The sequence below is a fragment of the Actinomadura sp. NEAU-AAG7 genome (genome assembly GCF_018603865.1).
GTDB classification, from domain to species: domain Bacteria; phylum Actinomycetota; class Actinomycetes; order Streptosporangiales; family Streptosporangiaceae; genus Spirillospora; species Spirillospora litoris.
Genome location: NZ_JAHFZY010000004.1, coordinates 269,108 through 292,095, shown reverse-complemented (window position 1 = coordinate 292,095; position 22,988 = coordinate 269,108). Strand labels below are relative to the sequence as shown.

Genomic DNA, 22,988 nt, shown 5'->3' with positions numbered 1-22,988 from the left:
GTTTCGGTCGTCCCCGGCCCTTATCTCAGTTTCGGCTGCTTGCAGGCGGGCTTCGGGCGGTCGGACGGCGCGCACAGTCGCCGGAGCCTGGGGTCGGCGGACGGCGTCGCTGTGGGTTCGGCGGTCGGCGCCGGTGAGGTCTTGGTCGCGGTGGGCGGCGCCGGCGAAGGCGTGGCGGCGGGTTCGGTCGCCCAGTCCTTGGTCTGGCCGGTGAACAGGGGCTCCTGGAACGGTTCGTTCGGCATGTCCCGGGTGGCCTTGCTCATGAACGAGCGCCAGATATCCGCCGGAGCCGTCTCTCCGGAGACCGTGCCGTGCTGTTCCGCCAGACCCTTCAGTGGCGCGCCGCCGGTGTCGGTCATCATCACCGCCGTCGACAGCCGCGGAACATAGCCGACGAACCATGCCGCGCGGTTGCGGTCCGAGGTGCCCGTCTTACCCGCGACCTCTCGTCCGGGCAGGGCCGCGCGTTGTCCGGTTCCCGAGCGGACGGTCTCCCGGAGCGCGTAGGTCACCTGGGCGGCCTGCTCGCCGGTGAGCACGCGGCGCCCGCGCTTCCGCCAGGGCAGCGGGACCTCCTTGCCCCGCGCGTCGACGATCTTCGTGATGACATGCGGGCGGACGGTCAGACCTCCGTTGGCGAACGTGGCGTATCCCGCCGCCTGGACCGCAGCGGAGACGTTGGCGGTGCCCAGCGCGACACCGACCTGGCCCTTGAACGGCGCGAGCGCGGAATGCGGGACGCCGAGATCCTCGGCGGTGCGCATGACGTTGGGGAGCCCGGCCTCGAACGCCAGCTTGACGTAGCCGGTGTTGACCGAGAGGGCCGTCGCCTTGGCCAGGTCGATGGTGCCGAGCGAGCCGATGCTCTCGTCGTTGGACACCAGATAGCCGGGGGCGGTCATCGGGGTCAACTGCCCGTCCGGCGCGAACTTCCGCGGCGAGACACCGCTCACCAGCGACCGGACGTTGTAGCCGCGCCGCAGCGCCGCCGCCAGCACGTAGGGCTTGAAAGTGGAGGCGGCCTGCGCCACCGGGTTGAAGACGCCGTCGTACTGGCTGCGTTTGGGATCGCCGCCGTAGAACGCCTTCACCGCTCCGTCCCGCGGATCCACCGCGATCAGTCCGGTCCGGACCGTTCCGGGCCAGCGGGGTTCGCCCGCGTCCCGCATCGCCTCCTCGGCGTAGCGCATCCAGCGCTGGTCCAGGCTCGTGTAGATCTTCAGGCGCCCGTTCACCACGCTCTCGATCGGCACGGAGAGTTCGCGCAGCTCGTCCAGAACGCGCTGCCGGACCATCAGGGTCTGGCCGGAGACGCTCACGCCCTGCCATTCGTCCCGGGTCCGGGGGAAGCGCTCCCGGTCGGCCTGCGCGCGGGTCAGCTTGCCCAGGGACACCATCCCGTCGATCACGTACCGCCATCGGGCCCGCAGAGCCCGTGCGGGCGGGTCGTCCCCCTGGGAATGGAAGTACGCGGGTCGCTGGATCATCGCGGCGAGCAGCGCCGCCTGGGACACCGACAGGTCCCAGACGTCGCGGTCGAAGTACGCCCGCGCCGCCGCCTGGACCCCGGACGCCTGGCGGCCGAAGTAGACGGTGTTGAGGTAGAGGGTGAGGATCTCCTGCTTGCTGCGGTGCTCGTCCAGCTTGAGCGCGACGAAGATCTCCTTGAACTTCCGGTCGAGCGACCGCTTCCGGCTGAGGCCCTTGAAGTAGTTGCGGGCCAGTTGCTGGGTGATCGTCGAACCGCCCTGCGACCCGCCGCCGGACGCGCCCTTCGCCACGGCCCGGACCATGCCCACGGGCGAGATGCCATGCCCTCCGTAGAAGCCGCGGTCCTCGGCGGCGATGACTGCCCACCGCACGTGCTCCGGGATCTGGTCGTACCGGACGCCCTCGCGGTTGGCGCCGAGACGGAACGCGGGCGTGCGGCCGTCGGCGTAGTAGACCGCCGTCCCTTCGTCCGTCACGCCGTCCTGCGGTTCGGTCGGCAATGGCGTGCGCACGTACGCGACGACGACCGTCACGACCAGCAGGAGGCAGAACGCGAGGCAGCCGCAGAGAACACCGCGCACCCAGCGGTACAGCCTCGGCCACCTCCTCCGTAGAGCGCCCCACCCTCGAAAGGTCTGGAGGAGTTTCCGGAGATGACGGCGGTGGGCGGGCACGGGACGACGATGGGACGGTGTCCGGCGACGCATTCAACCTCATTCGACGTGGGTGTACGGAAATCGGCCGCCACCCAAGGTCGCCACGCGCCGGAGTCCTCACGGCACGTCAGAGAACACGCAAGACCAATGCGAAATCGTCAAAGGCCGACCGGGTGACGCTGCGGAAAAACGCAGCCAAAATCGGTACATGCCACGTCTGTGGCCGGTGGTACCACCGGGTCCGGATCCGCGAAGGCGCATCGGCCCGGCGGAGTTCGCTCCACCGTTGATCAACTCAATCACGGCAGAACAGACCCCACAACCGCTTTGCGCAAATCCCCACCCCACCAGGCCACCGCACACGCAAGGCCCACCCCACACCTGAAAGCCCGCACCCCTGGTCAGAGCACGATCACCTGGACGCGCCCCCCGATGTCGCCAAGTGACCGAGCCCACAGCACATGCCCCCGGAGCCCCCACCCCGAACGCCGCCGAACTCCCCCAGAGACCAACTCAACGCAGCCTCCCTACGCGCCGCGCCGAGACTTGCTACAGGCGCCGGGGTGACCTATGGCTGGCGACGGCAAGATCAAGTAGGGATTCATGGGCGCATGCCTTCGCAATAGTGCACGCTGAAGTGGACGTGGAGGAGGCGCACACATGGGGAAGCACAGCAAGAAGCAGAAATGTAGCGGTTGTGGCGGTTCAGGCAAAGAGATCAAGAGCGACGACGGAAACCGCAGGGAGGTTCCGTGCACGATGTGCCAGGGTTCGGGTGAAGTGTAATGATCGCGTCCGACGCACTACGGAAGGTGCGGCGCGAGCTTTTCATTCCCGAGACCATCTGGGTTCCCGTGGAGGGCACCGGCTGGTACAGGCCGTTGCGGCGCGCGGACGACCCGGCCGGGTGGCGAGCGGAGGTCGAGTCGGACCGCTCGGTGATCACCCAGGTGGACGACGGGGCCACCGAGCGCGGGGTATGGCCGACCAGCTCAAGCAGCGCGTCGCACATCATGGCGACGATGCTCGACGGCCTCCGGATCCTCCCCGGGATGCGCGTGCTGGAGATCGGCACAGGAACGGGATACAACGCCGCATTGCTGGCAGAAATGGCCGGTGCGGAGAATGTCACAACAATAGAGATCGACACATCACTGGCCAAGCACGCGCAGGCATCACTGGAGCGGGCCGGGTATCCGGTCACGGTGGTATCCGGTGACGGAGTGGAGGGCCATTGGCCCGGCGCCCCCTATGACAGGATCATCGTCACCGCCGCTGTGGCCGAGGTGCCCTATGCGTGGGTGGAGCAGACCCGCGCCGGCGGCATCATCATTGCCCCGTGGGTGGCGTCTTTCCACCCGGACGAGCCATTGCTGACGCTTGAGGTCAAGCCCGACGGGACAGCCGAAGGACGGTTCGGTTCTCCCGCGTGGTTCATGCCGATGCGCGGCCGGCGGCTCCCCCAGCACATCATCCGGGCGACCGACGAGCGATGGGCGGCGGCGGGGAGGCCGGAAGCGTCCCGGTACGGAGTCACGGTGACCCCGGAAACCCAAACCATCTGGCTCGACACCCCTACCAACCCGCAGAGCGAGGGCATGTCCTAGAGCTGACCCGGGGGATAGCCCCATGGTGAGGGCTGGAGGGGGACTCTAACGTCGCGCTGGTGGGCGGCATGGCGACAAGTGGAGGACTCATGAGTTCGCTTACCGCGCGCGACAAGGCGCCTTGGACTGTGACGGCGGCGATCGCGGGGACGTTCGTCCTGCTCGCGGCCCACGTGTTCGCGCTGGTCTATCCGCCGCATGTGCCCGCGGACTTATTCCACGTGGTGTGGGGCGCCGCCTTCTGCGGGCTGGCCGTGCTGCTCAGGAGCCCGCGCAACTGGGCCCGGTTGTGGCTGACCGCGCTTATCGCAGTCCAGTTCGTGGGCAAGGGCGTGGTGTTCGTCCTGGAAGACCGAACCGGCGTGCTCGTACTGATCGTGGTCGGCTGGACGGTGATGATCGCAGTGCTGGCCTTGCTCTGGGTCCCGCCCTCCGGCCGGTTCTTCGGAAGCGCACCGAGGACGAGCTGACCGAGATCCCTGCCTGAACAAGAGGGGCCCCGACTCATGTCGGGGCCCCTCTTGGGCGACTACAGATCGTGGTTGCCGGACTTGATCCGGCCGAGAAGGCACGCGAGGGCGTCACGGCTGATGCCGAGGTGGGGGGCTTGCGGGGCCTTGCTGTCCCGGAACCGGATCAAGCCACCCAGCGAGGCCAGTTCGACGCAGTCTTGCCCCTCGGTGTAGCTGGAGGTACGCCACCGCGCCTCTGCGACCTGCTCAGTCATGGACTCCCTCTCGTGATGTTGTCTGGTTGCGATAGGTCAAAGTAGCGGCAGCGCTCCCTTGACCGTTGCACAGATCAGAGCGATGTTGCCTCTTGAGGCGCAACTACGCGCAACATGCGGCAGGAGGTCCCGATGGCCGGTCTACGGTTGGTGGCGATCGATCCGGATACGGACGGCGCTCATTGCCCGGCTCTGATCATGGAGGGGACCGGCGACCTCCTGTTCCAGGGAACGCATGTGACGTCGGAGGCCGAACTGTCGGCGGTGGATGGCCTGAGCCCCATCGGTCCAGGCGAGGTCGTGATCCGCATCCCCGCCCGAATGCGGAACGTCCTGTTGAGAGCATTGATGGAGGAAGTTCATGCGGACCCTGGAACTGAGAGGCTTTGACGAGCTGATCGGCGATTGCAGGACGCGAGCGCTCCACCTGGAAATGCGGGACGCCTATGTTCCGTCCGACCCTTCTTTCCGGGCATTCACCGGAGAAGGGCCGGCCTACGACCGAACCCAGCGAGAAGCCGACTGGCACACCCTGATCGCTCCTGCCATAGCCAGGGGTGTGTCGGTACGACGAGCGCGCATCGTATCCGAGCCTGTCACGCCGTACGTAATGTTCGAGCACGCCGTCACGGAGTCGATGAATCTGGCAGCAGGAGAGGAGGTTCGCTGGCTCCCTCGCCGGTACACCAGCGACCTGGCGTTGCCCGGAAATGACTTCTGGCTGTTCGATGACGGCCTTGTTCGCTTTCACCACTTTGCTGGCGACGGGGAGCATATCGAGGACGAGCTGACCGATGACCCTGATGCGGTCAAGCTATGCGCGTCGGCCTTCGAAGCCGTGTGGGAGCGGGCCATCGACCACCACGAGTACCGGATCAGCTAACGCCCCCGAAGCCGGGGTAGGTCGCTGCCATGCCATCGTCGCCCTCACCGTCCTCAAGTGTCCAACGTGCACGTCAGTCACTCGCGGACAGGCTCCGCGAGCTTCGCCAAGCCGCCGAGTTGTCAGGGACGGACCTCGCCGCCGCCGTCGGCTGGCACAAGAGCAAGGTCAGTCGCATCGAGAAGGCCGTGCAACCGGTCACCCAGGCCGATATCCGGGCATGGTGCGACGCCTGCAATGCCCAGGAGCAGGCGGACGACCTCACAGCATCGCTTCGGGCCGCCGAGGGCGGCTACGTCGAGTGGAGGCGTTTGGAACCAACGGGGCTGCGGAAGCTACAGGAGTCCTACGTCCCGCTGTACGAGCAAACCCGGTGGATGCGTGTCTACCAGCCCCACGTCATCCCTGGCCTGTTCCAAACCGCCGGGTACGCGCGGGCCTTGCTGGGCGCCATCACCGAGTTTCGCAACATACCCAACGACGTCGAAGCCGCAGTAGAGGCAAGACTAGGTAGGCGTCGTGTCCTGACGACGGGCGGCCATACGTTCGTGTTCCTGATCGAACAATGCGTCCTCGACTACCGGATTGGCGAACCCGAGGTCATGGCCGATCAGCTCCGCCATTTGTTGCAGGACATGTCCCTGCCATCGGTCTCTGTAGGCATCATCCCAGCGGACGCACCTCGCCCGATGTGGGCCACCGAAGGATTCACCGTCTACGACACCTCGCAAGTCCAGATCGAACTCCTCACGGCCAACGTCACCGTCAGCGTGCCGAGCGAGCTGAACACCTACTTCAAGGCCTTCGACGAGCTGTCCGCACTCGCCGTCTACGGCTCGGCGGCCCGCGAGTTGGTCGCCGCGTCCCTGAGAGCACTCGGAGCCGACTGAAGCACAACTGCGGCGCAACAGCGCGCAACTTCATGGACCAGCGCCTCAACGATGGGTCAGTGTCACATCACACAGAGTCGCCGACACGAGGCCGGAGGTAGTGGCCATGCCCCTCAGCAGCCACCGCAGCAGCGACATTCCGCACATTGATGCGGCTGATCCACTTCCGGGTGCCGGCGAGCGGGTGGGGCGCTGGGCGGAGCCTTATCAGCAGGCTGAAACGGAAATGTGGGTTGTCTACCTTCGGTTCCCTGAATTGCTGGGGGACGATGTCCGTCTGGTGGACACGCTCACTGCTACTGACTGGGAAAGCTTGTCGGGTCTGATGGACCAGCAGAACGCTCTGGCCGCCGACGCCAGGTCAGGGGCGGGTGGGGCATGACCGCGCGGCTGAGTGGGCGACAGGTCACCGCGCAGGCTTCCGTGCTTCCGGCGGTGCGGCACAAGGTGGCCAGTACGCCGAGTGTGCTGCCGGATGTGCGGTGTCTGGTGCGGGCGGCGGCGGTCGGCTACGGCATCGAGGCCGAGACCACCGAGGACGCCGTGCTCGTGGCCAGTGAGTTGGTCACCAACGCCATTCGGGCCAGCGCGTGGCCGATTGCTTTGCGGATGTTCGTGTCCAAGGACGGGTTCCACATCGAGGTCCACGACTTCTCCAGGAAGAAGCCCCGGAGGAGCGAACCCGATCTGACGATGTCGTCTGAGCCGGTGCCCGATGACGCACCCGATCCGCATGGGTGGGGCATGGGCATCGTGGAGACCCTGTCCCGGCGCCATGGCGTGCGGATTGAGCGCGGCGGCAAGACCGTGTGGGCCGTGCTGCGCATCGCCTCTGGCCGACGTCCCTGAACTCCTCCGGGCACACTGCGTCCGCTATCGGCGGCTGGGGAGTCGGCCTGGCGGAGGCCCCGCCGGTGTGCCCGGAGGTCCAACCCCCCTAAGGAGACCTCCATGCCACGACAGACACCCGAATACGAAGTCCTACTGACTCCGGCGGAGGTGGCCACCATGTTCCGGGTGGACGCCAAGACCGTCACGCGGTGGGCGAAGCTGGAGAAGATCCCCTACGTCTGGACGCTGGGGGGTCACCGGCGCTATCCCGAGAAGGCCGTCCGCGCGCTGCTCGCGCAGGGGGCTACGCAGCGCGAGGTTCAGGCGTAGGGAAGGTGGCCTGATCGGCGTTGTTAGGGGGTGGAGGCGGCAGACGGTATGGTTACGGCGGGTTAGTGGCGCCTTGGGCGTTCTTGGTGTGATCTACATCTACTCGTCCCGGGCCCTTGCGGGCCGCGTGACGGCTTCTTCGCAGGTCAGTGGGCCTTGGCGGCCTCTGATAGGCACTTCCTATCGATCTCTTGAGATAGATCGATTTCTCTTTTTATGGGGGCTGCGGCACGCTGAGTGACATCAGCCGCCGGCCCCCGCCAGCGCCTGGCGGCCTCCCATCACCTTTTTCTGCCTCGGGTCAGAGGCAGTTCATCTCGTAGACGAAGGAGCCTGCGTGCTTACTGTCGGTGACCAGTTCCCCGAGTACGAACTGACCGCCTGCGTCTCGCTGGACCCGGACAACGCGTTCGAGACGATCAACCACAAGACCTACGAGGGCAAGTGGCGCGTCGTCTTTTTCTGGCCGAAGGACTTCACTTTCATCTGCCCGACTGAAATCGCCGAGTTCGGGCGGCTGAACGAGGACTTCGCCGACCGCGACGCGCAGGTGCTCGGCGCGTCCATCGACAACGAGTTCGTCCACTTCGCGTGGCGCAAGGACCACCCCGACCTGCGCGAGCTGCCGTTCCCGATGCTCTCGGACCTGAACCGTGAGCTGGTCGAGGCGCTCGGCATCCTCACCGAGGACGGCGTGGCGCAGCGGGCGACGTTCATCGTCGACCCGAACAACGAGATCCAGTTCTCCATGGTGACCGCCGGCTCCGTCGGCCGGAACGTCACCGAGGTGCTGCGGGTCCTCGACGCCCTCCAGAGCGACGAGCTGTGCCCCTGCAACTGGAACAAGGGCGAGGACACCCTCGACGCCACCAAGCTGCTGGCCGGGGTCTGACCCTGCCGACGGTACGGCCGGCCGCGCCCGCCGCGGCCGGCCGTTTCTGATCGAGAGGACGCATGATCATGAGCGTTGACGCGCTGAAGTCCGCCCTTCCCGGGTACGCCAAGGACACCAAGCTCAACCTGGGCTCGCTGACCTCCACCTCGCAGCTCACCGACCAGCAGCTGTGGGGGACGGTCCTCGCCTGCGCGTTCGCCACGCGCAGCGCCGTCGTCCTGCGGGAGCTGGCCGAGGACGCGGCCGACCACCTGTCGGCGGAGGCGTTCGAGGCGGCCAAGGGGGCCGCGTCGATCATGGCGATGAACAACGTCTACTACCGCGCGACCCACCTCATCGGCGACGACGCCTACGCGACGCTGCCCGCCAAGCTCCGGATGTCGATCATCGGCAGGCCCGGGGTGGACAAGCTCGACTTCGAGCTGTGGTGCCTCGCGGTGTCGGCGGTCAACGGCTGCGGCCGGTGCCTGGAGTCGCACGAGAAGGTGCTGCGCGACGGTGGGCTGTCGCGCGAGCTGATCCAGGAGGCGCTGCGCCTGGCCGCGGTGGTCAACGCGACCGCCGCCACGCTGGACGCCGAGGCCGTGCTGGCCCCCGCCGGGGTGTGAGCGACGACGAAGGCCCGGACGCTCGCGTCCGGGCCTTCCGTCATTCCCACTCGATGGTGCCCGGGGGCTTGGACGTGATGTCCACCGTGACCCGGTTGACCTCGCGGACCTCGTTGGTGATGCGGGTGGAGATCCGCTGGAGCACCTCGTAGGGGAGCCGCGCCCAGTCGGCGGTCATCGCGTCCTCGCTGGTCACCGGGCGCAGCACGACCGGGTGGCCGTAGGTGCGCAGGTCGCCCTGGACGCCGACGGAGCGCACGTCCGCCAGCAGGACGACCGGGAACTGCCAGATGTCGCGGTCGAGCCCGGCGCGGGTCAGCTCCGCGCGGGCGATCGCGTCGGCGTCGCGGAGGATGTCGAGGCGTTCGCGGGTGACGGCGCCGATGATGCGGATGCCGAGGCCGGGGCCCGGGAACGGCTGCCGCCACACGATCTCGGCCGGCAGGCCGAGCTGCTCGCCGAGCGCGCGGACCTCGTCCTTGAACAGCGTGCGCAGCGGTTCCACCAGCGTGAACTGGAGGTCGTCGGGCAGGCCGCCGACGTTGTGGTGCGACTTGATGTTGGAGGTGCCGGTGCCGCCGCCCGACTCGACCACGTCCGGGTAGAGCGTCCCTTGGACGAGGAACCTGACCGGTTCGGTCTCGCCCTCGACGATCTCCCGCGCCGCCTGCTCGAAGACGCGGATGAACTCGCGGCCGATGATCTTGCGCTTCTGCTCGGGGTCGCTGACGCCGTCGAGGGCGGCGAGGAAGCGCTCCTGGGCGTCCACGACGTGCAGGTTCACGCCGGTGACCGCGACGAAGTCCTTCTCGACCTGCTCGGCCTCGCCCTTGCGCAGCAGCCCGTGGTCGACGAACACGCAGGTCAGCTGGTCGCCGATGGCGCGCTGGACGAGCGCGGCGGCGACGGCGGAGTCGACACCGCCCGACAGCGCGCAGATCGCGCGGCCGGTGCCGACCTGCTCCCGGACGGCCTCGATCGACTCGTCCGCGATGTTGACCATCGTCCAGTTCGGACGGCACCCGGCGCCCTCGTACAGGAACCGCCGCAGGATCTCCATGCCGTGCTCGGTGTGCAGGACCTCGGGGTGGAACTGGACGCTGAAGAACCCGCGCTCGCGGTCTTCCATACCGGCGACGGGCGTCACGTCGGTGCTGGCGGTGACGGTGAAGCCCTCCGGGGCGGCGCTGACGAAGTCGCGGTGCGACATCCACACCGCCTGCTCGTGCGGCAGCCCGGCGAACAGCATGCCCGGCGCGGTGACGGCGACGGTCGCGCCGCCGTACTCGGCGACGTCGGAGTTCTCGACCGTCCCGCCGAGGGCCCGCGCCATCACCTGGTGGCCGTAGCAGATCCCGAACGTGGGGACGCCGAGGTCGAACAGGCCCTCGGGCGCGGCGGGGGCGCCCTCCTCGTACACCGACGCGGGGCCGCCGGACAGGATGATCGCCTTCGGCCGCTTGGCCAGCATCTCGGCGGCGGGCATCGTGGACGGCACGATCTCGCTGAACACATGGCACTCGCGGACGCGCCGCGCGATGAGCTGCGCGTACTGCGCGCCGAAGTCGACGACGAGCACGGTGTCAAAGGACTGGTCTGCGGCCACCAACAACGCCTTTCGCACGGGCCGGAAGGGTTCCCCAGTCTACGGGCGCCTGCCTGCGCCGATGTCGCCGCCCCCGGACACGTCCGCCACTTAGCGAAACTGGCCGATAACGGTCAGCGATCATTTACCTTGATCACACGCGCAGCAGTACTTCGCTCTGATACCTGTTGATGACACCGTGTGCTCGGCCGGTTCCCGTCCGCGTTCGTTCGTCCCATTCCAGGAGTGTCGTGAAGCTGCTCGCCGCCGCCCTGATCGCCGCCCTCGTCCCCGCCGTCCCGTCCATGCAGGCCGCTCCGGCGGGCGCGCCGGGCCCGGGCACGGCGGCGGCCGGACGCGCGGACTGCGCGTCCCCCGAGGCCCGGCTCCGGCCCGGCGCCCAGGTCCGCGAGCGCAACGACCTGACGCCGGGGCAGGCCGCCGCCACCGAACGCGGCCTGGACCGGATCCTCACCCGGCTCGGCCTCGCGGGGCCGGGCGCGCCGGCGTCCCCGCGCGCCGCCAAGCGGCTCGCGGCGCCGATCAACGTGCCGGTGTACTTCCACGTGCTGCACGACGGCGCCAGCGGGAACGTGTCCGACGCGGGGATCAGGCGGCAGATCACCGTGCTGAACGACTCCTACGGCGGACGCAACGGCGGCGCCGACGCCGACGTCACGTTCAGGCTCCAGGCGATCGACCGGACCGACAACGCCCAGTGGTACGCCGACCCCGAGCGGTACGAGCGCACCTACAAGCCGCGGCTCCGCAAGGGCGGCAAGAACACCCTGAACCTCTACAGCGCCTACATCGGCGGCGACCTGCTCGGCTGGTCGACCTTCCCGTGGAAGTACAGGTCCGAGCCCCAGATGGACGGCGTCACCATCCACTACGCCAGCATGCCGGGCGGCTCGATCGAGCACTTCAACAAGGGGTTCAGCGCCACCCACGAGGTCGGCCACTGGCTCGGGCTCTACCACACCTTCCAGGACGGCTGCGGCGGCATGGGCGACCGGGTCGCCGACACGCCCGCCGAGCGCGACCCCACCAACGGCTGCCCGTCCGGCAAGGACACCTGCCCCGCCCCGGGGGAGGACCCCGTCCACAACTACATGGACTACAGCTATGACACCTGCATGACCTCCTTCACCCCCGGCCAGGCGACCCGCGTCCACAAGTCCTGGGCCGCCTACCGCGCCTGACCGGCCCGCTCGACGCAGGCCCGCGCCGCGCACGGGCCTGCGTAGCGCGCGACAAGGGCGCCCCTGGCAGGACAGCAACGACCCGGGCGAGGGGCCGTGCGGGCGCGCCCCAGACATGCGGCGGCCCTCCGGTGCGGGTCGGCGGGCGGTGCAGCGGGGCCAACGCGGCGCGGCCGGTCAGCGGGTCCGGTAGGCGGATCTCAGGCGGGCCGCGTCGGGTTCGGGTAGGCGGCGGACCGCCTCGCGGAACGTCACGCCCGAGATCGTCGCGATGTGCTCGTCGACCCAGGCGGTCACCCAGGCCGGGTCGCGCTTGGAGTGCTCGCGCAGGACCCAGCCGAGGGCCTTGCGGATGAAGAACTCCTTCTCGCCGATCAGCGCCTCGCCGAAGCGTGCCAGGCGGTCGAGGTCGGGCTCGCCCGTCCGGACGCCGGGGAGCAGCGCAAGCATCGCCGTCCGCCGGATCCACATGTAGGGGTCGCCGACCCACGCGTCCAGCACCGCGCCCAGGTCCGGGTCGCGGACGACCAGCGCGCCGACCACCTTCTCGGCGAGGTGGTCGACGTAGACCCAGCTCACCGAGTCGCGGATGAGCCGCTCCGCGACCGGCAGGTCGCGGGCCTGAAGGACGTTCACCCGCCTGGACAGCACCTCGATCGCCGCCATCCGGGCCTCGTGCACCGGGCGGCCGCCCTCCGACGCCGTCCACAGGGTGTGGACGAGCGCCAGCAGGTCCTCCCGCGACGGCTCGCGGCGCACCGCGGAATGGGCCACCTTGCGCAGCGCCGGAACGGGCACGCCGATATGCGCGAGGTCGCTCTTGAGGTAGCGCCGCTCGCTCTCGGCGCGGGACGCCTCGCCCAGCGCGCGCAGCTCGGCCAGGACGCGCGCCGCCTCCCCCTCCACGTCCGCGTCCACGTCCATGGACGTCACGCTACGCCCCGCCGCCGACAGCCCTGACAGCCCCGCACGGCCTCCCGCTACGGCGCCGAATTCGGCAATGTATGCGCTGGTTCGTCCAGGATTGCCAAAGACGCCGCAGGTATTGCCTACCAACCTGGTTCCAGCGACAACTCCGCTCCCCCGCGCGCGTCCCCACCGCGCCCGCTCCCAAGGAGTTTCATGAAACGCGCTGGAATCACGACCGCGATCGGCATGCTCGCCGCGTTCACCGCGTACGCGCCCGCCGCCACGCCCGCCCTCGGCACCGCCGCCGCGTCCACGTCGGCCAACGCCCGCACGAGCGACTGCGCCCCCCAGAACATGCAGGCCAGGGTGCGCGCCGGGGCGCACGTGACCGAGCGCAACCAGCCCGGGGCCGCCAGGGTCGCGGCCATGGAGAAGGACTTCCGGAGCCGGTTCGCCGCGTCCGGCGGGACGGCGAAGGCCATCAACGTCAAGGTGCACTTCCAGGTCGTCTACGGCAGCGCGGGCAACCTGTCGGACGCGACGATCACCAAGCAGATGGACGTGCTCAACAAGGCGTACGCGTCCAGCGGCGTGACGTTCACGCTCGCCGAGACCAAGCGGACGAACAACGCGACCTGGTTCGGCGACCCCGAGCGCAACGAGTCGGCGATGAAGAACGCCCTGCGCGCGGGCGGCGCGCAGGACCTCAACCTCTACACCGGCAACCTCGCCGGCGGCCTGCTCGGATGGGCGACGTTCCCGGCCGACTACCGCTCCAAGCCCAAGCTGGACGGCGTCGTCATCCACTACCAGAGCGTGCCCGGAGGCTCCCTCACCAACTACAACGAGGGCGACACCGCGACCCACGAGGTCGGGCACTGGCTGGGCCTGTTCCACACGTTCCAGGGCGGATGCAACGGCGCGGGCGACGAGGTGGCCGACACCCCGGCCGAGCAGAGCCCCGCGCAGGGCTGCCCGACCAACCGCGACACCTGCACCTCGCCGGGTGTGGACCCCGTCCACAACTACATGGACTACGGGTACGACTCGTGCATGACGGAGTTCACGGCCGGCCAGAACCAGCGCATGGCCGCGCAGTGGGCCGCCTACCGCAACTGATCGTGTGATCCCGGCCCGGGGCGGTCGCCGCCCCGGGCCGGGTTCCGCACGGGGATCGTGGTGAACAGCGCCGCCGGGGCGCTCGGAGGCACGACCGGATTCCGCGGCGGGACGGCCGCGACGCGGCGGTAGCCGAAGCCGAGTTCGGGACGCGGGTCGTCCTCGCCGAGGTTGGGCCAGAGCGCCATCGCCCGCTCGGCCTGCGCGGTGATCGTGAGGGACGGGTTGACGCCGAGGTTCGCCGACACCGCCGAGCCGTCCACGATGTGCAGGCCGGGATATCCGTAGACGCGGTGGTAGGGGTCGATGACGCCGGACTCCGGGGAGTCGCCGATCACGCAGCCGCCGAGGAAGTGCGCGGTCATCGGGACGTCGAACAGGTCGCCCCAGGTGCCGCCCGCGATGCCGCCGATCTCCTCGCCGACCAGGCGGGTCGCCGCGTGGCCCTCGGGCAGCCAGGTCGGGTTCGGCTCGCCGTGCCCGGCGGACGCGCGGACGTCCCACCCGAACGGGCCCCGGCGCGGCCGGAGGGTGATCGAGTTGTCGCGGGTCTGCATGACGAGCGCGATGACGGTCCGCTCCGACCAGTTCCGCACGTCCAGGAGCTGGAGGACGTCGCGGGGCCGCCGCGCCGCCGCGCGGGCGAACTTCAGCAGTCGCGGCGTGTGCGGTTCGCCGGGGCGGTCGCCGTCCACCAGCAGGGTCTGGAGGCCCGCGAGCAGGTTCGAGCCGCGCCCATAGCGGACGGGCTCGATATGGGTGTCGGGTGTGGGATGGAACGATGACGTGATCGCCACACCCGCGGAGTAGTCGGGGCCCGGCTTGCCGCGCCGCCGTCCCGCGCCGAGGATCGCCTCGGAGTTCGTCCTGGTCAGCGTGCCGAGCCGGTCGGACAGGTCCGGGAGGACGCCGGTCACCCGCAGCTTGTGGAGGAGCTTCTGCGTCCCGTAGGTCCCGGCGGCGAGGACGACCTGCCGCGCCGTCAGCGTCCTGCGGTTGCGTCCGAACGACCCCGTCCGGACGATCTGGACCTCGTACCCGCCACCGGCCAGCGGCGCGACGCGTGTGACGCGGCTCAGCGGCATCACCCGCGCGCCCGCGCGCTCGGCCAGGTAGAGGTAGTTCTCGGTGAGCATGTTCTTCGCGCCGTGGCGGCAGCCGACCATGCATTCGCCGCACTCCATGCAGCCGCGGCGGCGCGGACCGGCGCCGCCGAAGTAGGGGTCGGCGCTCTCGATGCCGGGGCCGCGCCCGAAATGGACGCCGACCGGGGTCCGCACGAACGTGCCGCCCACCCCCATCCGGTCGGCGACCTTGCGCATGACCTCGTCGGCCGCCGTGACGGTCGGGTTCCGCACGACGCCGAGCATCCGCTCGGCCTGCTCGTAGAAGGGTGCCAGCTCGTCGCGCCAGTCGGTGATGTGGGCCCACTGCCGGTCCTTGAAGAACGGCTCCGGCGGCACGTAGAGCGTGTTGGCGTAGTTGAGCGACCCGCCGCCGACGCCCGCGCCCGCCAGCACCAGGACGCGGCTCGACCGCGCGCCGCGGATGAGGTGCATCCGCTGCATGCCCGTCAGGCCGAGGCCGGGCGCCCACAGGTACCGCGCGATCCGCCAGTTCGTCCTGGGCAGCGCCGGGTAGCGGGATCCGGGCGCGCCCGCCGGGTTCGTGTCGAAGCGGCGGCCCGCCTCGATCACGCCGACCCGGTAGCCCTTCTCGGTCAGCCGCAGCGCCGCGACGCCGCCGCCGAACCCCGACCCGACGACGAGGACGTCGAAGTCATACCGCACGACTGTTCCTATTTGATCCGAAGCCACTTCATGATCTTGACACCGCCGGCCATCAGATCGGCGAACTTCTCGTAACCGAGGCCGCCGGGCGGCTCAAGGTCCATCAGATGTTGGCTCGCCACGGTCTTGACCTCGGTGAACCGGAGCATGCCCTCGGCGCCGTGCCGGCGTCCGACGCCCGACTGCTTCATGCCGCCCATCGGCGCGTCGTGCGAGGCGTAGGCAGCGCCGTAGCCGTCGTTGACGTTGACGGTGCCCGCCTGGAGCCGGGCCGCGACGCGGCGTCCGGCGGCGGCGTCGCGCGTCCACACCGAGGCGTTCAGGCCGTAGGGGCTGGCGTTGGCGCGCTCGACGGCCTCGTCCAGGTCGCGGTACCGGTAGACGGCGACGACCGGGCCGAACGTCTCCTCGGCGCACAGGTCCATGTCGGCGGTGACGTCCGCGAGGATCGTCGGCGCGTAGAACAGGGGGCCCACGTCCGGCCGCGCCTTCCCGCCCGCCAGGACGGTCGCGCCCTTCTCGACGGCCTGCTCGACGTGCCGCGTCACGCCCTCCAGTTGGCGCGCGTGGGTCAGCGAGCCCATGTCGGCGTCGAAGTCGAGGCCGGCGCCGAGCCGCATGCCCTCGACCAGCTCCACGAACCGGGGGACGAAGCGGTCGTAGACGTCCTCGTGGACGTAGAGCCGCTCGATCGAGATGCACAGCTGCCCGGCGTTGGTGAAGCAGGCGCGGACGGCGCCGCGCGCGGTGCGCTCGACGTCGGCGTCCGCCATCACGATCATCGGGTTCTTGCCGCCGAGCTCCAGCGAGTACCCGACCAGCCGGGGCGCGACCTTCGCCGCGATGGCCCTTCCGGCGCGGGTGGACCCGGTGAAGGCCACGTAGTCGGCGCCCTCGACCAGCGGATCGCCGATCTCGGACGGGTCGCCGACGACGACCTGCCACAGCTCGGGCGGCAGCCCGAGGTCGACCAGCAGGTCCCTGACCCACAGGCTCGACAGGCACGTCTGCGTGTCGGGCTTGTGGACGACCGCGTTGCCCGCCATCAGCGCGGGCAGGATGTCGCCGGGGCCGAGCGTGATCGGGTAGTTCCACGGCGAGACCAGCCCGACGACGCCCTTCGGGTGCCGCAGCTCCTGGACGCGGGTGAGCCCCGGCATCATGCCCTGCCTGCGGCGCGGCCGCAGCAGCCGCCCGGCGCGCCGCGCGTAGTAGAGCGAGCACAGCGCCACGTCGAGGAACTCCTCCGTCGCGTGGCGGCGCGCCTTGCCGGTCTCCAGTTGCAGGACGTCGAGCAGCTCCGCGCGCCGCGCCACGAGCGCGTCCGTCAGCCGCAGGAACGGCTTGACCCGCTCGCGGACGGGCAGCGCCGCCCACGTCCGCTGGGCCTCGCGCGCCCGCTCGTAGGCGCGGCGCACGTCGCCCGCGTCCGACAGCGGGACGGTCGCGAGCGGCTCACCGGTGAAGGGCGCGACGACCGTCGCCGTGGCGGCGCCGCCGGAGACGATGTGCGAGGTCAGCCGGGCGATACGAGCGTCGGAAAGGGTGCGCTCCCCCTGGGCGGGGGCCGTCGGGGATGCCATGGAGCCAGCGTATGGTCCCCGGCCGTCCATTGCTACCCACAAGTAACGAGGCGGTTGTACGGGTATGCGTGAGCTGCCCCGGTTTCGTCGGCGGGGGCGCCGAAGCGGACCGTTCCAACACCGTCCGACTTGGGCAACTCGGCGAATGACCATGTGCGGCCGGTGTATCCCGGACAGCAGGAGGAGAAACCGGCGTCGCCCCCCGAACGTTCGCTGCCGCCCGTCCCGGGGCGCGCCCGACCCCCGAAGGGAAGTGCGCATGAGCGACACCCACGGACCGCCCGAGGGTGACGGACGTGTCCGGGGCGCCCCGCCGTCCGGGACGGGCGGCAGACCGCCGGACCCCGCCGTCCCGCCCGCGCGGCGGGGGCGGCGCGAGCAGACCCGCGCCCGGCTCCTCGGCGCCGCCGAACGCCTCTGGGCCGAGCGCGGCATCCACGGCGCCTCGCTGGACGACATCGCGGCGGCGGCCGGGCTCACCAAGGGCGCCGTCTACTCCAACTTCGCGGGCAAGACCGACCTGCTGCTCGCCCTGCTCGACCGCTTCACCCACGACCGCGCCGGGCACGGCGTCCTGGACGACCTCGAATCGGCGGCACCGGACGACGCGGAGTCGCCCTACACCGAGGTGGAGGAGCGCGCCCGGCGGATCGCGTTGCTGATGGTCGAGTTCTGGCTGTACGGCATGCGCGACTACGCGGCGGGCTGGCGGATCGCCGACTGGTACGCCGAGCGCCGCGCCCACCTGGCGCGCGACCTCCCCGAGGCGGGCGGCGTCGCGGCCGGCGACCGCGCCGTCCTGGCGCTGGCGATGGAGATCGGGCTGCCCTTCCAGCACCTTCTGGACCCCGAGCGCGTCCCCGCGCATCTGCAATCCGTGGGTCTGGAACTGCTCCGCGAAACCTGACCGGCATGGGCCGCCGCGTCGCCCGGGATTCCTTCTTCTGCCATTTCTGGAGCGAAACAACTACTATCCAGACATAGCGGCTAAAGGCCGATTCCGTCCCCGGGGGGTCTGTCCCGACGTGCCCGACCCTCCGCGCGAGCCCATCACCCGGCTGGTGAGGCGGCTCCGGAGGAGGTCGGCGCGGGACGCGGGAGCGGGCCCCTGGCTCCGGATCGGGGTCAAGGCGGCGGTGCTCGGCGGGCTCCTCGCGCTCTACGACCCGCTCAACCGGGGCCCGGCGCGCTGGTCGCCCGAGATCCCGCTGGACGAGCACATACCGCTGGTCAAGCAGATGGTGGTCCCCTACGTCTCGGTGCTGGCGCTCGGGCCGCTCACCCTGCTGTTCCTGCTGGTCACCTCGGTGCGGCTGGCACGCTCCATGATCATCTCAGGCATCCTGCTGCTGGTCGCCGCCTACCCGTTCTACGTGTTCGCGCAGACGCACATGACGCGTCCCGAGGTCACCGGCGACGACGTGTTCGCCGGGCTGCTGCGCGCGGTGTACGGCGGGGACGACGCCTACAACTGCTTCCCGAGCCTGCACACCGGCTTCTCGGTGATCATCGCGGTGCACTGGCTGCGCTACGACCGGCGCGCGGGCGGGCCCGTCGCGCTCTGGTGCGCGCTGATCATCGCCTCCACGCTGCTCGTCCGCCAGCACTACATCGCCGACATGCTCGCCGGGCTGGCGGTCGCGGCGCTCGCCTGCTGGACGGCGCTCCGCGTCGTCGGGCCGCCTCAACTCTCCGAGCGGGCCAGCTCGCCCTGAAGGAACACGTGCTGGAACTGGTACACCGGCCCCACCCTGCGCAGGACGCCCCGGCGGTGCGCCTCGTCGAGGAAGTCCATCAGCCGCCAGGGCGGCGGCGTCTTGCCCCGGGGCCACAGGAGCATCGTGTAGAGGAACAGGTGCACCGACGCGACCACGCCCGCCCGCCCCTTCGCCGACCTCAGCGCGAGCACCCACGGCAGCCCGTACAGCAGCCCGCCGCACAGTGCGCTGCACACGCCGAACACGACGCCGATCACCGGATGCACCAGGAACCAGCCCACGCCGCCGCTGGTCAGCCCGTAGGCGAGGCCGAAGAACAGGACGACGCGCCGGTCGCGGCGCAGCAGCATGCGGGGGCTGCCGATCCGGACGGTGGCGTCCGGCTGGGCACCGCTGTAGGCCAGCCCGAGAGGGACGCCGACGACCGAGCCGACGAGGATCGCGCCCCCGGCCCCGCCCAGCAGGAAGCCCGTCACTCCCCCGCACAGCGCGGCGAGCAGGCTGCCGAGCAGCATGGTCTGCCACTTGCCCTGCCAGCCGAACTGGAGTTCGGACGGGATCGGCAGGTTCCGCGCCGCCGGGACGGCCATCCCCACGCCGCCGATGGCCGCCGCCACCCCGCCGGCCGCCACCCCCGTCGCCGGCCCCCATTTGAGCCAGGTCACCGCCCCGAACGACAGCCCCGCCGTCGCGGCGGCGATCCCCCCGCCCAGCAGCGCCGCCAGCATCCGCTGGCTGCGGCCCGCCAGCTCGGGCAGCGTCCACCACGCGATGTTGGCCATCTCCCGCTCGTTCATCCCCACCGCGATGAACCGCAACCAGCGGCGGGCGTCGGCGCCGTGCCAGCCGTCGCGCCGGTCCCGCTCGGGAAGCTCGGGGAAAACGGCCGGGACGAGCCGCCGTAAGAGGTGGTCGCGAATGGTCTCGGCGTCGGGGAATCGGTCCGTCCGAAGCAGCTCGTCCGGACCGGTGTCCGGTGCCTTGTAGACCTCCCGGGCCAGCGCCACCATCAGCGGCGTGGACAGCGCCTCGGCGAGCCGCCCCTCCGGCTCCTCGCGCAGGGCCGTGAAGACCGGCCGCCAGCGGGAAAGGCCGTCCATCATCCCCGAGAGGTAGTCGACGACCTTCTGCGGATTGAGGTCCTGGAGTTCGACCTGCCGCGCGTCGCGGATCGGCGCGCGGTCGCGCGTGGCGTGGCGGAACTGCTCGGAACGGCAGGTGACGATCAACCCGGGAAGCCACACGAGGGCCTCGTTGATCTGGTCGATGGGGTCGGGGCGCAGCGCGCCGCCGGGGGCGTCCCAGCTCAGCTCGTCGAGGCCGTCCAGGACCGGGAGCACCCGCCGCGTGCTCAGCAGCCGCTCGATCGTGTTCGGCGGATATCTGCCGCGGTTGCGCAGGAACAGGAACTGCATTCCGAGTTCCTGTTCCAGCCATTTCATGAGGCCCTGCTCGTGCGGCACCCAGTTCGCCAGCGACAGTTTGACCGGGACCGGCCCGCGGCCGGTCTCGGTGCGGCGCCGCACCAGGTCGAGCGTGAGCAGGACGGCGAGCGACGTCTTCCCCGTGCCGGGCTCACCGGTGATCACCAGCCGCCTGGAGCCGGACGCCTCGAACGCGTCCATCATCGTGGGGATGTCGACCACGGTGTCCTCGTCGAAGCCGGACAGCGTCCACCGGAACGGCACCAGGCCCGCGTGCAGGTCGAGCCGCCGCACGGCCGCCTCGCGGTGCCAGTCCTCGTCGACGAGCTCGGCGAGCTGCGCGGCGACGGCGTCGAGATCGTCCTCCGGCCCGAGATCGGCCCTGGCCTGGAGGATCAGCCAGATCACCACCACCACGGCCAGCAGGACCAGCGTCCACGGCCAGTTCCGCTGCCCCCACCCCTCGAAGGGCTTGGACGCCACGCCCATCAGCACCCCGACGACGAGCGAGAGCGCCAGCGACACGATCGCCAGGCGCGCCGACTCGCCCCTGCGGCGGCTCACCCGCGCCCACCACCACGGCTCCCGCCGTCCGCCACGACACGCGCCCCCTCGGAGTCTCGTCCGTCGCCGGCCGTGAAGCACCGTAAGCGCGCGGTCAGCCGCTGTCCATGCCTTCGGACACAGAGGTCAATTTCGGGCATGAATAAGAGCTAAGAGACCCTCGTCCCCAGTTGTCCGCAAGTGCCACGCCCATCGCCGCGACCGCGTCCGAAGGCGGGTACGAGCGAAGCGAGGACCTGATCGCGAAGCGAGCCGCCAGGCGGGTTCGGAGCGATGCGGCGATCGCACGCGGTGCCCGCCGAAGGAAGGCGCTCCGCGCCTGACGCCGAGAGCGCCGCCACGGTCACGGCGTGGCGGTGGGGACGATGTCGGGGGCGCCCAGGCGGCTGGCGGCGGCCTCCTGGTCGTCGTCCTGGGTCTGGGAGGCGCGCTCGGCCTGGACGCGCTTGCGGTAGTACTCGATCTCGCGGTCGCGCTGCTTCTTGGACCAGCCGAGGACGGGCGCGAGGAGGTCGGCGGCCTCCTGGACGACGCCGACGCCGCGGTCCCAGGTCTCGATCGAGATGCGGGTGCGGCGGGCGAGGACGTCGTTGAGGTGGCGGGCCCCCTCGTGGCTGGCGGCGTAGACGATCTCGGCGCGCAGGTAGTCGTCGGCGCCGGTGAGCGGCTTGGCGAGGTCGGGCTTGCCCTTGATGAGCGTGAGCAGGTCGTCCACCAGCGTGCCGTAGCGGCGCAGCAGGTGCTCGATGCGCGCGACGTGCAGGCCGGAGCGGGCGGCGAGGCGGTGCCGGGCGTTCCACATGGCCTGGAAGCCGTCGCCGCCGACGAGCGGGACGCGGTCGGTGCACGACTCGGCGACCTTGCCGTCCAGGCCGTGGGCGACGGCGTCGATGGCGTCCTTGGCCATGACGCGGTAGGTCGTGTACTTGCCGCCCGCCACCAGGACCAGCCCCGGGACGGGGTGGGCGACGACGTGCTCGCGGGAGAGCTTGGAGGTCTCCTCCGTCTCACCCGTGAGCAGCGGGCGCAGGCCCGCGTAGACGCCCTCGACGTCGTCGTGCGTGAGCGGCGTGGTGAGGACCGCGTTGACGTGGTCGAGGACGTAGTCGATGTCGGCCTTGGACGCGGCGGGGTGGGCCCGGTCGAGGTCCCAGGCGGTGTCGGTGGTCCCGATGATCCAGTGCCGCCCCCACGGGATCACGAACAGCACGGACTTCTCGGTGCGCAGCAGGATGCCCGTCGAGGAGTGGATGCGGTCCTTGGGCACCACGAGGTGGATGCCCTTGGACGCCTTCACGTGGATCTGGCCGCGGCCGCCGACGAGCTCCTGGATGTCGTCGGTCCACACGCCGGTCGCGTTCACGACCTGCTTGGCGCGGACCTCGGCGGTCGTGTCGCTCTCCAGGTCGCGGACGCGCAGCCCCGTCACCCGCTCGCCCTCGCGCAGGAACCCGACGCACTGCGTCCTGGACGCGATCTGCGCGCCGTACTCGGCGGCGGTGCGCAGCGCCATCATGACGTAGCGGGCGTCGTCGACCTGCGCGTCCCAGAGCTGGATCGCGCCGGTGAAGGCGTCCTTGCGCAGCGACGGCGCGAGCCGCATCGCGCCGCGCCTGGTCAGGTGCCGGTGCGCGGGGACGCCCCGGGTGCTGCCCATCTGGAGGGACAGCACGTCGTACAGCGCGACGCCCGCGCCGACGTAGCCGCGCTCCCACACGTGGTGGGTCGTCGGCAGCAGGAACGGGACGGGGCGCACGAGGTGCGGCGCGATCTGCTGGAGCAGCAGCCCCCGCTCGGTCAGCGCCTCCCGGACGAGGTCGAAGTTGTACTGCTCCAGGTAGCGCAGCCCCCCGTGGATCAGCTTCGACGACCGGGAGGAGGTGCCGGAGGCGAAGTCGCGCGCCTCGACCACCGCCACCGACAGCCCGCGGGTCGCGGCGTCGAGCGCCGCGCCCGCCCCGACGATGCCGCCGCCGACGACCACGACGTCGAACTCCTCGCGGGCCATGCGGTCGAGCGCCGCCGCCCGCTCGGCCGGTCCGAGCCGTGAGCTGCCGAGCCCGGTCACCGGTGATCCCGTCATCGCGATTCCCCCCAGTGCTGTTGGTACTACGAGCTGTACCTACCCAACAGTAAGGAAGGCTGCACGGTGGGAGGACACCGATTCCCGGTG

The 22,988-nt window shown here is 70.3% G+C and carries 22 protein-coding genes; 14 read left to right on the top strand and 8 right to left on the bottom strand.

From position 1 onward, the window contains the following. Positions 1 to 20 precede the first annotated feature (20 nt). A complete protein-coding gene (locus tag KLI87_RS20410) occupies positions 21 to 2,075 on the bottom strand; it encodes a transglycosylase domain-containing protein (RefSeq protein ID WP_214618281.1) in 2,055 nt (684 codons plus the stop codon). Between the two features lie 860 nt (positions 2,076 to 2,935). Here KLI87_RS20410 and KLI87_RS20405 point away from each other — a divergent pair. Beyond that, positions 2,936 to 3,757: an rRNA adenine N-6-methyltransferase family protein gene (locus KLI87_RS20405; protein WP_214618280.1), complete on the top strand. Its 822-nt coding sequence runs from the start codon at positions 2,936 to 2,938 to the stop codon at positions 3,755 to 3,757. Positions 3,758 to 3,846: 89 nt separating this feature from the next. Beyond that, complete coding sequence (locus KLI87_RS20400; RefSeq protein ID WP_214618279.1) at positions 3,847 to 4,227, top strand: hypothetical protein; 381 nt, start codon at positions 3,847 to 3,849, stop codon at positions 4,225 to 4,227. Positions 4,228 to 4,286: 59 nt separating this feature from the next. Here the strand turns inward: KLI87_RS20400 and KLI87_RS20395 are convergent, their stop codons facing one another. Further along, positions 4,287 to 4,484, bottom strand: a complete 198-nt coding sequence (locus tag KLI87_RS20395; RefSeq protein ID WP_214618278.1) for a DUF397 domain-containing protein — start codon at positions 4,482 to 4,484, stop codon at positions 4,287 to 4,289. A 132-nt stretch (positions 4,485 to 4,616) separates the two neighbouring features. Here KLI87_RS20395 and KLI87_RS20390 point away from each other — a divergent pair, with 132 nt between their 5' ends. The 8 genes from KLI87_RS20390 (at position 4,617) to KLI87_RS20355 (ending at position 8,921) form a co-directional block, all read left to right on the top strand. Then, the gene (locus tag KLI87_RS20390) at positions 4,617 to 4,874 is read left to right on the top strand and encodes a hypothetical protein (protein WP_214618277.1); all 258 of its coding nucleotides are present in this window, start codon (positions 4,617 to 4,619) and stop codon (positions 4,872 to 4,874) included. Next, a complete protein-coding gene (locus KLI87_RS20385; protein WP_250904061.1) occupies positions 4,846 to 5,367 on the top strand; it encodes a DUF6879 family protein in 522 nt (173 codons plus the stop codon). Before KLI87_RS20390 ends, KLI87_RS20385 begins: the two co-directional genes overlap by 29 nt. Positions 5,368 to 5,396: 29 nt before the next feature. After that, on the top strand, positions 5,397 to 6,257 hold the full coding sequence (locus KLI87_RS20380; protein WP_214618276.1) for a helix-turn-helix transcriptional regulator: 861 nt from the start codon (positions 5,397 to 5,399) through the stop codon (positions 6,255 to 6,257). Between the two features lie 106 nt (positions 6,258 to 6,363). Then, on the top strand, positions 6,364 to 6,639 hold the full coding sequence (locus KLI87_RS20375) for a hypothetical protein (RefSeq protein WP_214618275.1): 276 nt from the start codon (positions 6,364 to 6,366) through the stop codon (positions 6,637 to 6,639). Beyond that, positions 6,636 to 7,106 carry an ATP-binding protein gene (locus KLI87_RS20370; protein ID WP_214618274.1) on the top strand — a complete coding sequence of 157 codons (471 nt, stop codon included), beginning with the start codon at positions 6,636 to 6,638 and terminating at the stop codon, positions 7,104 to 7,106. The genes KLI87_RS20375 and KLI87_RS20370 overlap by 4 nt, the downstream gene beginning before the upstream one ends. 102 nt (positions 7,107 to 7,208) lie before the next feature. Then, positions 7,209 to 7,418: a BldC family transcriptional regulator gene (locus KLI87_RS20365; protein ID WP_214618273.1), complete on the top strand. Its 210-nt coding sequence runs from the start codon at positions 7,209 to 7,211 to the stop codon at positions 7,416 to 7,418. Positions 7,419 to 7,755: 337 nt separating this feature from the next. After that, positions 7,756 to 8,310 carry a peroxiredoxin gene (locus KLI87_RS20360; protein WP_214618272.1) on the top strand — a complete coding sequence of 185 codons (555 nt, stop codon included), beginning with the start codon at positions 7,756 to 7,758 and terminating at the stop codon, positions 8,308 to 8,310. 68 nt (positions 8,311 to 8,378) lie between these two features. Then, positions 8,379 to 8,921, top strand: a complete 543-nt coding sequence (locus KLI87_RS20355; RefSeq protein ID WP_156219680.1) for a carboxymuconolactone decarboxylase family protein — start codon at positions 8,379 to 8,381, stop codon at positions 8,919 to 8,921. Between the two features lie 40 nt (positions 8,922 to 8,961). Here KLI87_RS20355 and guaA read toward each other — a convergent pair whose 3' ends face one another. Next, complete coding sequence (guaA, locus tag KLI87_RS20350; protein WP_374225461.1) at positions 8,962 to 10,527, bottom strand: glutamine-hydrolyzing GMP synthase; 1,566 nt, start codon at positions 10,525 to 10,527, stop codon at positions 8,962 to 8,964. 230 nt (positions 10,528 to 10,757) lie between these two features. Here guaA and KLI87_RS20345 point away from each other — a divergent pair, with 230 nt between their 5' ends. Further along, entirely contained in the window at positions 10,758 to 11,708 is a 951-nt protein-coding gene (locus tag KLI87_RS20345; RefSeq protein ID WP_308166086.1) for a zinc metalloprotease, read from the top strand. A gap of 177 nt (positions 11,709 to 11,885) precedes the next feature. Here the strand turns inward: KLI87_RS20345 and KLI87_RS20340 are convergent, their stop codons facing one another. Next, on the bottom strand, positions 11,886 to 12,632 hold the full coding sequence (locus tag KLI87_RS20340; protein WP_214618271.1) for a DNA alkylation repair protein: 747 nt from the start codon (positions 12,630 to 12,632) through the stop codon (positions 11,886 to 11,888). 198 nt (positions 12,633 to 12,830) lie between these two features. On the opposite strand from KLI87_RS20340, the gene KLI87_RS20335 reads away from it, so the two are divergent. Continuing rightward, positions 12,831 to 13,736, top strand: coding sequence for a zinc metalloprotease (locus tag KLI87_RS20335; RefSeq protein ID WP_156219683.1), 906 nt, complete (start codon positions 12,831 to 12,833; stop codon positions 13,734 to 13,736). Here the strand turns inward: KLI87_RS20335 and KLI87_RS20330 are convergent. Then, positions 13,724 to 15,526, bottom strand: coding sequence for a GMC family oxidoreductase N-terminal domain-containing protein (locus tag KLI87_RS20330; RefSeq protein WP_214618270.1), 1,803 nt, complete (start codon positions 15,524 to 15,526; stop codon positions 13,724 to 13,726). The two genes, KLI87_RS20335 and KLI87_RS20330, sit on opposite strands and share 13 nt — an antisense overlap. Positions 15,527 to 15,534: 8 nt before the next feature. After that, the gene (locus KLI87_RS20325; protein ID WP_214618269.1) at positions 15,535 to 17,109 is read right to left on the bottom strand and encodes a succinic semialdehyde dehydrogenase; all 1,575 of its coding nucleotides are present in this window, start codon (positions 17,107 to 17,109) and stop codon (positions 15,535 to 15,537) included. Between the two features lie 259 nt (positions 17,110 to 17,368). Between KLI87_RS20325 and KLI87_RS20320 the strand changes: the two genes are divergently transcribed. Together KLI87_RS20320 and KLI87_RS20315 are read left to right on the top strand one after the other, a co-directional pair. Further along, positions 17,369 to 18,016, top strand: a complete 648-nt coding sequence (locus tag KLI87_RS20320) for a TetR/AcrR family transcriptional regulator (RefSeq protein WP_156219687.1) — start codon at positions 17,369 to 17,371, stop codon at positions 18,014 to 18,016. Positions 18,017 to 18,134: 118 nt separating this feature from the next. After that, on the top strand, positions 18,135 to 18,824 hold the full coding sequence (locus tag KLI87_RS20315; RefSeq protein ID WP_156219689.1) for a phosphatase PAP2 family protein: 690 nt from the start codon (positions 18,135 to 18,137) through the stop codon (positions 18,822 to 18,824). Here KLI87_RS20315 and KLI87_RS20310 read toward each other — a convergent pair. Together KLI87_RS20310 and glpD are read right to left on the bottom strand one after the other, a co-directional pair. Further along, the gene (locus tag KLI87_RS20310) at positions 18,794 to 20,815 is read right to left on the bottom strand and encodes an NACHT domain-containing protein (RefSeq protein WP_214618268.1); all 2,022 of its coding nucleotides are present in this window, start codon (positions 20,813 to 20,815) and stop codon (positions 18,794 to 18,796) included. The two genes, KLI87_RS20315 and KLI87_RS20310, sit on opposite strands and share 31 nt — an antisense overlap. 343 nt (positions 20,816 to 21,158) lie before the next feature. Beyond that, entirely contained in the window at positions 21,159 to 22,898 is a 1,740-nt protein-coding gene (gene glpD / locus KLI87_RS20305) for a glycerol-3-phosphate dehydrogenase (RefSeq protein ID WP_156219692.1), read from the bottom strand. Positions 22,899 to 22,988: the final 90 nt, after the last annotated feature.

Excerpts from the sequence above, each read along its gene's own strand:
- KLI87_RS20405 (WP_214618280.1), top strand. The coding sequence starts at position 2,936 with ATGATCGCGTCCGACGCACTACGGAAGGTGCGGCGCGAGCTTTTCATT.
- KLI87_RS20400 (WP_214618279.1), top strand. The coding sequence starts at position 3,847 with ATGAGTTCGCTTACCGCGCGCGACAAGGCGCCTTGGACTGTGACGGCG.
- KLI87_RS20395 (WP_214618278.1), bottom strand. The coding sequence starts at position 4,484 with ATGACTGAGCAGGTCGCAGAGGCGCGGTGGCGTACCTCCAGCTACACC.
- KLI87_RS20390 (WP_214618277.1), top strand. The coding sequence starts at position 4,617 with ATGGCCGGTCTACGGTTGGTGGCGATCGATCCGGATACGGACGGCGCT.
- KLI87_RS20385 (WP_250904061.1), top strand. The coding sequence starts at position 4,846 with ATGCGGACCCTGGAACTGAGAGGCTTTGACGAGCTGATCGGCGATTGC.
- KLI87_RS20380 (WP_214618276.1), top strand. The coding sequence starts at position 5,397 with ATGCCATCGTCGCCCTCACCGTCCTCAAGTGTCCAACGTGCACGTCAG.
- KLI87_RS20375 (WP_214618275.1), top strand. The coding sequence starts at position 6,364 with ATGCCCCTCAGCAGCCACCGCAGCAGCGACATTCCGCACATTGATGCG.
- KLI87_RS20370 (WP_214618274.1), top strand. The coding sequence starts at position 6,636 with ATGACCGCGCGGCTGAGTGGGCGACAGGTCACCGCGCAGGCTTCCGTG.
- KLI87_RS20365 (WP_214618273.1), top strand. The coding sequence starts at position 7,209 with ATGCCACGACAGACACCCGAATACGAAGTCCTACTGACTCCGGCGGAG.
- KLI87_RS20355 (WP_156219680.1), top strand. The coding sequence starts at position 8,379 with ATGAGCGTTGACGCGCTGAAGTCCGCCCTTCCCGGGTACGCCAAGGAC.
- KLI87_RS20340 (WP_214618271.1), bottom strand. The coding sequence starts at position 12,632 with ATGGACGTGGACGCGGACGTGGAGGGGGAGGCGGCGCGCGTCCTGGCC.
- KLI87_RS20335 (WP_156219683.1), top strand. The coding sequence starts at position 12,831 with ATGAAACGCGCTGGAATCACGACCGCGATCGGCATGCTCGCCGCGTTC.
- KLI87_RS20325 (WP_214618269.1), bottom strand. The coding sequence starts at position 17,109 with ATGGCATCCCCGACGGCCCCCGCCCAGGGGGAGCGCACCCTTTCCGAC.
- KLI87_RS20320 (WP_156219687.1), top strand. The coding sequence starts at position 17,369 with ATGAGCGACACCCACGGACCGCCCGAGGGTGACGGACGTGTCCGGGGC.
- glpD (WP_156219692.1), bottom strand. The coding sequence starts at position 22,898 with ATGACGGGATCACCGGTGACCGGGCTCGGCAGCTCACGGCTCGGACCG.